13 protein-coding genes are annotated in these 12,354 nt (G+C 73.3%); 9 read left to right on the top strand and 4 right to left on the bottom strand.

Annotated features, from left to right (window positions below):
* Positions 1 to 18 precede the first annotated feature (18 nt).
* The 4 genes from msrB to ACIHEJ_RS08400 form a co-directional block, all read right to left on the bottom strand.
* Positions 19 to 426, bottom strand: a complete 408-nt coding sequence (gene msrB / locus ACIHEJ_RS08415) for a peptide-methionine (R)-S-oxide reductase MsrB (RefSeq protein ID WP_400133214.1) — start codon at positions 424 to 426, stop codon at positions 19 to 21.
* 14 nt (positions 427 to 440) lie between these two features.
* On the bottom strand, positions 441 to 1,829 hold the full coding sequence (gene murC / locus ACIHEJ_RS08410) for a UDP-N-acetylmuramate--L-alanine ligase (protein WP_400133212.1): 1,389 nt from the start codon (positions 1,827 to 1,829) through the stop codon (positions 441 to 443).
* A 207-nt stretch (positions 1,830 to 2,036) separates the two neighbouring features.
* A complete protein-coding gene (locus tag ACIHEJ_RS08405) occupies positions 2,037 to 2,510 on the bottom strand; it encodes an indole-3-glycerol phosphate synthase (RefSeq protein WP_400133210.1) in 474 nt (157 codons plus the stop codon).
* Between the two features lie 129 nt (positions 2,511 to 2,639).
* Positions 2,640 to 3,455 (bottom strand): pyrimidine reductase family protein, encoded by an 816-nt coding sequence (locus ACIHEJ_RS08400; RefSeq protein ID WP_400133208.1) that lies wholly within the window; start codon positions 3,453 to 3,455, stop codon positions 2,640 to 2,642.
* A gap of 37 nt (positions 3,456 to 3,492) precedes the next feature.
* Here ACIHEJ_RS08400 and zapE point away from each other — a divergent pair, with 37 nt between their 5' ends.
* The 9 genes from zapE (at position 3,493) to ACIHEJ_RS08355 (ending at position 12,313) form a co-directional block, all read left to right on the top strand.
* Positions 3,493 to 4,596 carry a cell division protein ZapE gene (zapE, locus tag ACIHEJ_RS08395; RefSeq protein ID WP_400133206.1) on the top strand — a complete coding sequence of 368 codons (1,104 nt, stop codon included), beginning with the start codon at positions 3,493 to 3,495 and terminating at the stop codon, positions 4,594 to 4,596.
* A 165-nt stretch (positions 4,597 to 4,761) separates the two neighbouring features.
* Positions 4,762 to 5,157, top strand: a complete 396-nt coding sequence (locus ACIHEJ_RS08390; protein ID WP_400133204.1) for a hypothetical protein — start codon at positions 4,762 to 4,764, stop codon at positions 5,155 to 5,157.
* A 75-nt stretch (positions 5,158 to 5,232) separates the two neighbouring features.
* Positions 5,233 to 5,811 (top strand): carbonic anhydrase, encoded by a 579-nt coding sequence (locus ACIHEJ_RS08385; RefSeq protein WP_400133202.1) that lies wholly within the window; start codon positions 5,233 to 5,235, stop codon positions 5,809 to 5,811.
* 8 nt (positions 5,812 to 5,819) lie between these two features.
* Positions 5,820 to 7,331, top strand: a complete 1,512-nt coding sequence (locus ACIHEJ_RS08380; protein WP_400133200.1) for a SulP family inorganic anion transporter — start codon at positions 5,820 to 5,822, stop codon at positions 7,329 to 7,331.
* A gap of 167 nt (positions 7,332 to 7,498) precedes the next feature.
* A complete protein-coding gene (locus ACIHEJ_RS08375) occupies positions 7,499 to 8,302 on the top strand; it encodes a slipin family protein (RefSeq protein WP_400133198.1) in 804 nt (267 codons plus the stop codon).
* 10 nt (positions 8,303 to 8,312) lie between these two features.
* Positions 8,313 to 8,888 carry a YbhB/YbcL family Raf kinase inhibitor-like protein gene (locus ACIHEJ_RS08370; RefSeq protein WP_400133196.1) on the top strand — a complete coding sequence of 192 codons (576 nt, stop codon included), beginning with the start codon at positions 8,313 to 8,315 and terminating at the stop codon, positions 8,886 to 8,888.
* 40 nt (positions 8,889 to 8,928) lie between these two features.
* Entirely contained in the window at positions 8,929 to 9,786 is an 858-nt protein-coding gene (locus ACIHEJ_RS08365; protein ID WP_400133194.1) for a PPK2 family polyphosphate kinase, read from the top strand.
* An 18-nt stretch (positions 9,787 to 9,804) separates the two neighbouring features.
* Positions 9,805 to 11,337, top strand: coding sequence for an FAD-dependent oxidoreductase (locus ACIHEJ_RS08360; RefSeq protein WP_400133192.1), 1,533 nt, complete (start codon positions 9,805 to 9,807; stop codon positions 11,335 to 11,337).
* Positions 11,338 to 11,455: 118 nt separating this feature from the next.
* Positions 11,456 to 12,313 carry a polysaccharide deacetylase family protein gene (locus tag ACIHEJ_RS08355; RefSeq protein ID WP_400133190.1) on the top strand — a complete coding sequence of 286 codons (858 nt, stop codon included), beginning with the start codon at positions 11,456 to 11,458 and terminating at the stop codon, positions 12,311 to 12,313.
* Positions 12,314 to 12,354: the final 41 nt, after the last annotated feature.

Raw genomic sequence — 12,354 nt, 5'->3', positions numbered from 1 at the left:
CCGCCGGCCCCGGAGGTGTCAGGCCTCGTCGGGGGCCAGCCGCAGCGAGATGCTGTTGATGCAGTACCGCTGGTCGGTCGGGGTCGGATAGCCCTCGCCCGCGAAGACGTGCCCGAGGTGGGAGCCGCACCGGGCGCACTTCACCTCGGTGCGGACCATGCCGTGGGACCGGTCCTCGACCAGCTCGACGGCGTCGGTGTCCTTCGGGTCGTAGAAGGACGGCCAGCCGCAGTGCGACTCGAACTTGGTGGCGGACGTGAACAGTTCGGCGCCGCAGGCCCGGCAGGAGTAGACGCCCTTGGTCCTGGTGTCCGTGTACTCACCGGTGAAGGCCGGCTCGGTGGCGGCCTGGCGCAGCACGGCGTACTCGGCCGGGTTCAGCTCCGCCCTCCACTGCTCGTCCGGCTTCTCGACGTCGTACGACATGAGCCTCAGCCCTTTCACTGCGACAGGCGGTCCAGGATCAGCGGGCCCAGGTCGGTCACGTCGCCCGCGCCCATGGTGAGAACGAGATCACCGGGCTTCGCCATTCCCGCGACCACGGCCGGGATCTCCGCCTTGTCGGGGACGGCGGTCACGTCGGCGCCCGCCGCGCGCGCTGCCTCGATGATCAGCTCGCTGGTGACGCCCGGGAGCGGGTCCTCACGGGCCGGGTAGATGTCGAGGACGGCGGAGGCGTCGGCGAGGGCGAGGGCCTGGCCCATCTCCTTGCCCAGCTCCTGGGTGCGGGAGAACAGGTGCGGCTGGAAGACGACGAGGATGCGGGAGTCGCCGGCGGCGGCGCGCATGGCCTCCAGGTCGGCGGTCATCTCGGTCGGGTGGTGGGCGTAGGAGTCGATGACCTGGACCCCGGCGGCCTCGCCCTTGAGCTGCAGGCGCCGCTTGACACCGGTGTAGGCGGCGAGCGCGGGCGCCAGCTCGGCGGCCGGGACGCCGAGGGCGGCACCGGCGGTGAGCGCGGCGACGGCGTTGAGGGCGTAGTGCCGGCCGGGCACGGAGACCGTGAAGGTCAGCTCCTGCCCGTCGAACAGCACGGTGACCCGGCTCTTCAGCCCCTGCGGGACGACGGCGGTCACCCGTACGTCGGCGTCCTCGGCCTCGCCGTACGTCACGGTCTTCACCGAGCCCGCGAGCCGGCGGGTCAGCTCCCGCGCGCCCTCGTGGTCGGCGGAGATCACCAGGGTGCCGCCGGGGACGATCTTCCCGGCGAAGGTCTCGAAGGACTCGTAGATCTCGTCCATCGAGGCGTAGTTGGCGTGGTGGTCCAGCTCGACGTTGAGGACGATGGCGACCTCGGGCGCGTACGTGTGGAAGCTGCGGTCCGACTCGTCGGCCTCGGCGACGAAGATCTCGCCCTCGCCGTGCAGCGCGTTGGAGCCGGGCGCGTCGAGGTCGCCGCCGATGGCGTACGACGGCTTCAGGCCCAGCGCGCCGAGGGAGACCGCCAGCATGGAGGTGGTGGTGGTCTTGCCGTGGGTGCCGGCGACGGCGATGGGGCGCAGCCCCCGCATCAGCGCGGCCAGCGCGTCCGACCGGTGCACGACCGGGACGCCCCGCTCGGCGGCGCGGACCAGCTCGGGGTTGTCCTTGCGGATCGCCGACGAGACGACGACACAGCTCGCGTCGTCGGCAAGGTGCTCCGCGGCGTGCCCGAGGTGCACGGTGACACCGAGCGCCCGCAGCGCCTCGGCGGTCGCCGAGTCCTTGGCGTCGCTGCCGGCGACCTTCGCCCCGCGCTGGGCGAGGATCTTGGCGATGCCCGACATCCCGGCGCCGCCGATGCCGATGAAGTGCGGTCGGTCCATGGCGGCAGGAAGGCCGGGTGCCATGTGGTTCTCCCAAAGTCATGGTGCGAGCTGAAGCAGGCCTAGCCTAAGCGCTGAGCCACCGGGCGCCGTGCAGCGAGGGGAACCGGTCCCGCCCGAGGGGCACGGGGCGGTACCGACGTGCGGCTCCGCCGCGCGGGCCCGAGTGCCCGCGACGCGCCCGCCCCCTGGAACGCACCGCACCCCGGACCGCGCCGGGCGGCGGCGCGCCTACGCCTTGCTGTGCGAGAACAGCTTCAGCACCGGCACCCCGACCTTGTGCCGGGCCCGTGAGGCCCAGTCCCGGTGGAAGAACTCCTCCACGTAGTGCGGATCGGTCAGCACGATCACCTCGTCGGCGTCCACCTCGGCGACGAGCCCCTTCAGCGCGTCCAGCGGGTGATCCTCGACCAGCCGGCCCTCCGCCTGGCTCCCGGCCGCGTGCAGGGCCTGCACGGAGACGTCCAGCGCCTGCTGTCCGACGCTCCGCGCCTCCTCCCCCTCGGGGGTCTCGTGCTCGCGCACCGCCTCGTCGAGTTCGCCGAGCGCGATGTCGTCGATCGCCCGCAGCAGGCGGTCCGCCTGGTCGCCGCGGGGCTGGAGCAGCACGTGGAAGGTGATCGGCTCGTCCCCGTGCAAGGTGGTGACGAACTCCACGTCGGCGGAGGTCAGGGCCTTCTCGATCATCAGAACGCTTGTGAACACCAGGCGCCTCTTCTACTCGGTGGGCCCCGAGAAGGCCCCTGAGGAAACCATCCTTCCCCGCGATCGCACGGGTACTACCGATCTAAGTCTGCCCTCCGCAAGCCACCCGGAACGGGATATTCCGCCGATTCAGGACCGACGGTAACGACCGAACAGGAATCCGTCCTCCTCCAGCAGGGAGGCCAGGGCGAACCGGCGCGGGACGACGACCGACGGGCCGCCCGCGATGCGCTGGGCGTCGCCCGCGGTGAGCATCGGCGAGATCGTCAGGCACAGTTCGTCCAGCACCTCCGCGGCGACGAGCTGCCCGAGCAGCCGGGGGCCGCCCTCGGTGAGCAGCCGGGTGTGGCCGAGCTCGGCGAGGGCGCGGACCGCGCGCGCGGGGTCGACGCCCATGCCGTCACCGGCGACCACCACCCGGGCGCCGGCCTTCTCGGCGGCGGCCACCCGGTCGGGGGCGGCCGCGGCTCCGGTCAGCACCAGGGTGGGCACCACGGGCGAGGTGAACAGCGGAAGCGAGAAGTCCAGCTCCAGGCTCGCGGTGACGACGGCGATGGCCGGGGCCGGGCCCTGGCCGGCGGCCTTGCGGGCCCCGGCGAAGTCCGCGCGCACGCGGGCCGGCCGGTACCCCTCCTGACGTACCGTTTCGGCGCCCACCAGGACGACGTCCGAGAGCGCCCGCAGCGTGCCGAAGATCCGCATGTCGGCGGCGCTGGAGATGGGCTGGGAGCGCCCCTCGTGCTGGGCGGCGCCGTCGAGCGAGGAGACCATGTTGGCGCGCAGCCAGGGCCGGGGGGCGCCCGGCTCGGGGTGCGGGTAGGCGTAGACGGCGGCCAGCTCGGCGAGGCTCCACTCACGACCGCCTCCGTCCGGGGCACCGGCCTCCGGAACCCCCTCCTGGGCGGGGACTGCTGTTTCGTCGGTCACAGGGAACAGGCGTCGCATGTCGTGCAGTGTGACACGGCGCTTAGCATGGATAACCGTGTCGTCCTCCACCACCGCCCCCGGATCCGGCCCCCTGACCGGCGCGGGCCCCCTCTCGCTGTGCGGCCGTGAGCCGCACGTCCCCGCCGACCGGCTGGTCGCCGAGATGGTGCCGCCGCCGCGGTTCGACTCGGTCCGCTTCTCGACGTACATCCCGGACCCGAACCAGCCCAGCCAGACCGAGGCCGTGCGGGTGCTCGAGGGCTTCGCGGCCGGGCTCGGCGGGGCGCACGCCTCCGGCACCGGCCGGCGCGGCTTCTTCGGCTTCGGGAAGGCCAGGGCGCCCAAGGTCCCGGCGGGCCCGCGCGGCGTGTATCTGGACGGCGGCTACGGCGTCGGCAAGACCCACCTGCTCGCCTCCCTGTGGCACGCCACCCCGGCCGAGCCCGCGCTCAAGGCCTTCGGCACCTTCGTGGAGCTGACCAACCTGGTCGGCGCCCTCGGCTTCCAGCAGACGGTGCAGACGCTCAGCGGGCACCGGCTGCTGTGCATCGACGAGTTCGAACTGGACGACCCCGGCGACACGGTGCTGGTGTCGACGCTGCTCGGGAAGCTGGTCGAGGCGGGCGTGGCGCTCGCCGCCACCTCGAACACGCTGCCCGGCAAGCTGGGCGAGGGCCGGTTCGCCGCCGCCGACTTCCTGCGCGAGATACAGGGGCTGTCGGCCCACTTCCGTGCCCTGCGCATCGACGGCGAGGACTACCGTCACCGCGGTCTGCCCGAGGCGCCGGCGCCGTTCACCGACGAACAGGTGACGAAGGCGGCGTACGCCACCGAGGGCGCCTCGCTGGACGACTTCCCGCATCTGCTGGCGCACCTGGCCAAGGTGCACCCGAGTCGGTACGGCGCGCTGACCGACGGCCTGCGGGCCGTGTGCCTGACCGGCGTGGAACCGGTGCCGGACCAGTCGACGGCGCTGCGGCTGGTGGTGCTCGCGGACCGGCTCTACGACCGTGAGGTGCCGGTGCTGGCCTCGGGACTGCCCTTCGACCGGCTGTTCAGCGAGGAGATGCTGAACGGCGGCTACCGGAAGAAATACTTCCGGGCGATATCCCGGCTCACCGCGCTGGCCCGCGACGCCAAGGGGCTCGTCGGCTCGTAGTCAAGAGCCGGATCCCGCCGACCGACCGGCACTTTTCACGCTTCCTCGCGCTCGTGGCGCACAGTTAACCCTGCAAAGGACTTTGCAGGGTTAATGTGTTTCTTGACCGTCCGTTGACCCGGACTTGGTCCGCTCAAGAGGCACGCAGCGGTGGGAGGGGGGCGCATGTTCCGTGGCACGACGGCCCGGGCCCGCCTCGCCCTGCTCGCCGGGCTCCTGCTCGCGTTCCAGCTGTTCGCTTCCGCCGGATCCTTCGCATCCGCGCACACACCCAGTCAGGCTCAGGCCAAAGCCGAGCCCGGAATCACCTCCCCCGCCGAGCCGGTGCGCGACGGGGTGGGCTCACTGCGCGCCCCGGGGTGCACGGGTGACCCGACGGACGTCCCCCGCCTGCGCGACCGACAGCGCCGCTCGTCCGCCTGCTGCGCACGGGAACACCCCCTCATAGCCGGCCGGGTCGCCGGTGCCGGCGCACCGGACACCCCCGGCGCCGTGACCCAGCGCGCCGCCAGATCTTCCCGGGCCCCCGCCCCGGCAGCGCTCCAGGTCTTCCGCTGCTGACGGGCGCCCGCCCTCCCCCCACCACCGTCGTTCGAGCCCGACGCGCCGGTCAGGCGCGCCAGGAGGACCCCACCCATGCAGCCCCTCATCGACAACGCCCGTTCGTTCGGACAGCGCCCTGAGGAGTTCGCCGAACTCGCCGAAGGCCAGTCCCCTCAGGTGCTCTTCATCACCTGCTCCGATTCCCGGGTCGTCCCGGCCCTGATCACGGGCGCCCGCCCCGGCGAGCTGTTCGAGCTGCGCACCGCCGGCAACATCGTGCCGCCCCACGCCTGCGCGCACCCCACCAGCGAGGCGGCCACCATCGAGTACGCCGTGGAGGTGCTCGGCGTCCGTGACATCGTCGTCTGCGGCCATTCGCACTGCGGTGCCGTCGGCGCGCTGGTGCGCGGCGACGACCTGACCGCCGTACCCGCCGTGCGCGACTGGCTGGCGCACGCCACCCCGCGTCCGGCCGGCGCGGCCGAGGACCCGGAGGTCGCCGAGGGCGTGCAGAGCCATGTCCTGACCCAGCTGCTGCGGCTGCGCTCGTACCCGTGCGTCGCGCGGAGGCTGGCGGAGGGTCGGCTGGCCCTGCACGCCTGGTACTACGAGGTGCACACCGGCGCCGTACGGGCGCACCGCCCGCAGTCCGACACCTTCGAGTCCCTGTGAGCGCGCCGATGCCGAGGACCCCCGCCCTCATATCCCGTTTCCCGCACCTGAGGCGGGACTTCGCCGCCTCGCTCGTCGTCTTCCTGGTCGCGCTGCCGCTGTGCGTGGGCGTGGCCGTCGCCTCCGGAGTACCGGCCGAACTGGGCCTGGTCACCGGGATCGTCGGCGGCCTCGTCACCGGGCTGATGCGTGGCAGCAGCCTTCAGGTGTCGGGCCCGGCGGCCGGCATGACCGTGCTCGTCCTCGAGGCGGTCAAGGAGTTTGGGCTGCCGACGCTCGGCGCGATCGTGCTCGCCACCGGGCTGCTCCAGGTCGGCATGGGCCTGCTGCGGCTGGGTCGGTACTTCCGTGCCATCTCGGTCTCCGTCGTGGAGGGCATGCTGGCCGGAATCGGTCTGGTGCTCGTCGCCGGGCAGCTCTACCCGGCACTGGCGGCGAAGGCGCCCGGCTCCGGTCCGGGGAAGATCGCCGGGCTGCCCGGGGCGTTCCTGGACGTCTTCGGCGACGGTGCGGCACTGGCCTCGCTCGCCGTGTGCGCCGGCACGATCGCCGTGCTGTTCCTGTGGAAGCACGCCCCGGCCTGGCTGCGCACCGTGCCCGGCCCGCTGGCCGCGGTCGGGCTCGCCACCCTGGCCGCGTTCGCGCTGAGCCTGCCCGTGGCCACGGTCGAGGTGCACGGCCTGCTGGACTCCGTCCAGCCGCCGCCGGCGAGCGCCTTCGGCGAGCTGGCCGGCCTCGGGGTTCTCGGCACGGTCGTCGCGTTCACGCTGATCGCCTCCGCCGAGTCGCTGTTCAGCGCGGCGGCCGTGGACCGGTTGCACTCCGGGCCGCGCACCGCGTACGACCGTGAGCTGGTCGCCCAGGGCGCCGGCAACGCGGTGTGCGGGGTGCTGGGCGCACTGCCCATGACCGCGGTGATCGTGCGCAGCGCGGCCAATGTCCAGGCGGGCGCCCGCACGAAGGCCTCCCGGGTGCTGCACGGCGTGTGGCTGCTGCTGTTCGCCGCGCTGCTGCCGGGCGTGCTCGCCCACATCCCGATCCCGGCGCTCGCGGGCATCCTGATCCACTCGGGTGCCAAGCTGGTGCCGGTCCGGGCGCTGGCCGGGCTGTGGCGCGAGCAGCGGGGCGAGGCGCTGATCCTGTCCGTCACGGCTCTCTCGATCGTGGCGGTCAGCATGTTCGAGGGCGTGCTGATCGGCCTGGCGCTGGCGGTCGTGAAGACGGCCTGGGAGGCGTCGCACATCCGGCTGGAGATCGTCGACAGGGGCGCGGGCCCGGTCGACGCGTATCTGTCGGGCAACGCCACCTTCCTGCGGCTGCCGAGGATCCTGGACGGCCTGGAGGCGCTGCCCCAGGACCGCCCGGTCCGGCTGGACCTGTCCGGCCTGCACCACCTGGACCACGCCTGCCGCACGGCCCTGGAGAACTGGGCCGAGCGGCACAGCGCGGCGGGCACGGAGCCGGTGAGGGTCACCGCCCCGGCGACGCCGGCCCCGGCGGCGAGGGCGACGGCGGTGTAGCGGCCGCGCCGTCCCCGGGCCGGGGTGCCGACACCTCTCGGTGCCCCGGCCCGGACCGGGCAGGACCCGGCCGGGCAGACCCTCCCCCCGGCCCATGGATTCCACCCCCACCCCGGCATATCGTTACAGAAGCAGACGAAACCGGACCTCTGTACGAGGAGGTCATCATGGTCCAGGAGCTGCTGGGGGCTTTTGCCGCGGCGGGATGCGTCGGGCTGGTGTACCTGGCGATGGCGGCCCGTGTGGTCAAGCAGTACGAACGCGGCGTACTCTTCCGGCTCGGCCGCGTGGCGGGTGACGTGCGCCCGCCGGGCCTGACGCTGATCATCCCGGTCGTGGACCGGCTGCAGAAGATCAACATGCAGATCGTGACGCTGCCCATCCCCGCCCAGGAGGGCATCACCCGGGACAACGTCACCGTCCGGGTGGACGCCGTCGTCTACTTCCGGGTGGTCGACGCGGAGAGCGCCCTGGTGAAGGTCGAGGACTACAAGTTCGCCGTCTCCCAGATGGCGCAGACGTCGCTGCGGTCGATCATCGGCAAGAGCGAGCTGGACGATCTGCTCTCCAACCGGGAGAAGCTCAACGAGGGCCTGGAGCTGATGATCGACAGCCCGGCCGTCGGCTGGGGCATCCAGGTCGACCGGGTGGAGATCAAGGACGTGTCGCTGCCGGACACGATGAAGCGCTCCATGGCCCGTCAGGCGGAGGCCGACCGGGAGCGCCGGGCCCGGATCATCAACGCCGACGCCGAACTGCAGGCCTCCAAGAAGCTCGCCGAGGCCGCGCAGCAGATGTCCGACCAGCCGACGGCGCTCCAGCTGCGGCTGCTGCAGACGGTGATGGCGGTGGCAGCCGAGAAGAACTCGACGCTGGTCCTGCCCATCCCCGTGGAGCTGCTGCACTTCCTGGAGAAGGGTCACCAGCAACTGCCCGCGTCGAACAGTGACGGAGGGCAGCGGGCGGGCTAGCGTGCCAGGCATGCGCAAGAGCTGGATGGTCGCCGTGGCCGCGACGGCCGTCGTGTCGGGCTGCGGGAACGGCGACGGAGCGGCCTCCGCCCCCGCCCCGACGTCGTCCGCCCCCGCCTCGACGTCGTCCGTGGTGCACCGGCTGACCGTCGCGAGTCCCGCCTACCCGGACGGCGGCACGATCCCGCGCCGCTACACCTGCGACGGCGAGGACGTCTCACCGCCGCTCGGTGTCACCGCCGTACCCGCGGGCACGGTCTCCCTCGCCCTGCTGCTGCAGGACCCCGACGCCCCGCGGGGGACGTTCACGCACTGGCTGGCCTGGGACATCGCCCCGCACCTCACCCCCCTGGCCGCCGGCGAGCACCCGGCCGGGGCCGCCGAGGGCCGCAACGGCTTCGGCCGCACCGGCTACGGCGGCCCCTGCCCGCCCCGCGGCGACCACCCGCACCGCTACGTCCTCACCGTGTACGCCGCCGACCGCCGCCCGTCCCTCGCCCCGGACGCCACCCCCGCCGATCTGCTCCGCGCCCTGTCCGGCCACACCCTCGCGTCGGGGACGCTGACCGGGCGGTACGGCCGCTGACCGGCCCGCCGCCGAGGAATCCGAGGGGAAGGCGCACGAGGTGACCAGGAAGAGTACCGACAGCCTGCGGGACGCCCTGCGTCTCCCGCTCGGCGAGCCCGTCGGCCTCGCCGGGTACGACGCCAGGGCCACGCCCGGGGCCCCGGGCGGCAAACAGGCCTCTCTCGCGGACACCGCGCACATGGGCAAGCGCCTGGCCGGGCTGCAGGAGCGGCTGTGGGCGGCGGGCACCGCGGGTGACCGGCGCCGGCTGCTGCTGGTGCTGCAGGGCATGGACACCAGCGGCAAGGGCGGCACGGTCAAGCACGTCATCGGTCAGTTCAACCCGTCGGGCTGCCGGATCAAGGCGTTCAAGGCGCCCACCGAGGAGGAGCGGGAACACGACTTCCTGTGGCGGGTGCGGCGCGCGCTGCCCGAGCCGGGCGAGATCGGCATCTTCGACCGCTCGCACTACGAGGACGTGCTCATCGCCCGGGTCCGCCATCTCGCCCCGCCCGCCGCGATCGGCAGCCGCTACGGCCTGATCAACGACTTCGAGCGGTCCCTCGCCGAGGACGGCGTGACCGTCGTCAAGTGCTTCCTGCACCTGTCCTACGAGGAGCAGAAGCGCCGGCTGCTGCGCCGCCTGGACCGCCCCGACAAGCACTGGAAATTCACCCCCGACGACATCGAGGAGCGGGCGCTGTGGCCCGCCTACCAGGAGGCGTACGAGCTGGCGCTGGAGCACTGTGCCGGCCCGCACGCGCCCTGGTACCTGGTCCCGGCGGACCGCAAGTGGTACCGGAACTGGGCCGTCAGCCGACTGCTGCTGGAGCACCTGGAGGCGCTCGACCCCCGCTACCCGAAGGGCGACTTCGACGTGGCCGAGTGCCGCAGGCGACTGCTGAAACAGCCGTAGCCGGGGTACCCGGCGGCCATGCGCGAGCACCGGAACGTCACCGATGTCACCGATTCCTACTGGCTCGAGACCGCTCCCGGCCCCCGGCACCCCGCCCTGAGCGACGACCTGGACGTCGACGTGGCCGTCGTCGGCGGCGGCATCGCCGGGCTCAGCACCGCCCACGAACTGACCCGGGCCGGGCTGCGGGTGGCGGTGCTGGAGGCCGCGCGAGTGGCATCCGGGGTCACCGGCCGCACCACCGCCAAGCTGACCGCCCAGCACACCCTCGTCTACGACCGGCTGCGGCGCACCCGGGGGCCGGAGGGGGCGCGGCTGTACGCCCGCTCCCAGTCGGAGGCGATCGAGCACGCGGCGGCGCTCGTGGCCGAGCTGGGCATCGACTGCGAGTGGGAGGAACGGGACGCGTACACCTACGTGCGGGACGGCTCGCGCGTGGACGAGGTGCGGGCGGAGGCGGAGGCCGCGCGGGAGGCGGGGCTGTCCGCCTCCTTCACCACCGACACCGGGCTGCCGTTCCCGGTGGCGGGCGCGGTCCGGGTGGCCGGGCAGGCGCAGTTCCATCCGGTGAAGTACCTGCGGGCGCTCACCGAGGACCTGGTCGCGCGCGGCGGCCAGGTGTACGAGGAAACGCGGGTCGTCGGCCTGCAGGAGGGTGGCCGGCCCTGTCGCCTGACTACCGAGGGCGGCGCCACGGTGACCGCCGGGGACGTCGTGATCGCCACGCACTACCCGGTGTTCGACCGCGCCCTGCTGTTCGCCCGCCTGTCCCCGCGCCGCGAACTCGTGGTCGCCGGGCCGCTCGGCGACGGGCCGGACCCGGAAGGCATGTACATCACGCCCGAGGAGAACACCCGCTCGGTGCGCACCGCGCCGTACGGGCCGGACGGGCAGCGGCTGCTCGTCGTCACCGGAGAGCACTTCACCCCCGGCACCGGCGATGTGCAGGCCGGCTTCGACCGGCTCGCCGCCTGGGCCGAGGAGCACTTCCCCGGAGTGCACCTGGACCACGCCTGGGCCACCCAGGACAACGACTCCACCGACACCGTCCCGCTGGTCGGCCCCTTCCACCCGGCCGCCCGGCACACCTACGTCGCCACCGGCTTCGGCGGCTGGGGACTGAGCGGCGGCATCATGGCCGGGCTGCTGCTGACCGCGCTGATCACCGGCCGGGACTGCGCCTGGCGCGAGCTGTACGACCCGCGCCGGCTGAAATCGGTGGTGCGCGAGGCGCCGTCGCTGCTGAAGACGCAGGCGGAGGTGGCCCGGCACTTCGTCGGCGACCGGCTGAAGCCCGCCGCCGACGTGGCCGACCTGGCACCCGGTGACGGAGCGGTGGTCCGGGCGGGCGGCGACCGGCTCGCCGTGCACCGCGACACGGACGGCGCGCTGCACGCCGTCTCGGCCCGCTGCACCCACCTCGGCTGCCTGGTCGCCTTCAACCGGGCCGAGCGGGCCTGGGAGTGCCCCTGCCACGGCTCGCGCTTCGCCGTCGACGGCACGGTGCTCCAGGGCCCGGCGGTCCGGCCGCTGGAGCAGCGGGACATCTGAGAGCCGCCGACGCCCCTTCCCCCTGCCGACGTCTTCCTCCCCGCCGCGCGGGTGACCGTGCCGCCGCGCCGCAGGGCATATCACCATACAACCGGACATCCAGTCCTACGTTCATACGGTGATCCCACGAGTACGCCGTATCACCGCCGCCTGCGCCGCGCTCTGTGCCCTGAGCGCGGCCCTCTCCGCCTGCGGCAGCGCGGGCACCGGCCGCCCGGCCCCGGCCACGTCCCCCGCCCCCGCCTCCCCGTCCGCCTCCCGGCCACCCGTCCTCGCGCCGGGCCCGGGCGGACTCACCCCCGTCTTCGAGCACGGCCCGCGCACCCTCGGCAAGACCGTCGCGCTCACCTTCGACGCCGACATGACCGCCGACCAGGGCCCCCGCGCGGCCTCCGGCGAGCACTTCGACAACCCGGAGCTGATCGGCACCCTGCGCGCGCTGAAGGTCCCGGCGACGATCTTCATGACGGGCCGGTGGGCCGACCAGTACCCGACCGAGGCCCGCAGCCTCGGCCACGACCCGCAGTTCGAGGTCGCCAACCACTCCTACAGCCACTACTCCTTCACCGCCGACTGCTACGGCCTGCCGACGGTCGACGCCGACATGATGCAGTCGGAGGTGACACGGGCGTACGCCTCCCTGCGCAAGGCAGGCGTGCCCAGGCCCATGCCGTACTTCCGCTTCCCCGGCGGCTGTTACGACCAGCGGGCGCTGCGCGCGCTGAGCGGGCTCGGGGTGACCGCGGTGCAGTGGGACGTGGTCAGCGGCGACGCGTTCGCCACGGACGCCGACGCGGTGGTGCGCCAGGTGCTGGACGGGGTGAAGCCCGGCTCGGTGGTCGTCATGCACTGCACCCGCAGCGCCGCCCCGACGACCGAGCGGGTCGTCCGCGCGGTCGTACCGGAGCTGCGCAAGCGCGGCTACCGGTTCCTGAAGGTCTCCCAGCTGATCGGCGAGACGGCCGGCCACCGGTGACCGGCGGTGGACCGCCGGGCTCACGGTGACCGGCGGTGCGC

Source organism: Streptomyces sp. NPDC052301 (assembly GCF_044593395.1).
GTDB lineage: Bacteria > Actinomycetota > Actinomycetes > Streptomycetales > Streptomycetaceae > Streptomyces.
This window is presented reverse-complemented; position numbering and strand designations above follow the sequence as displayed.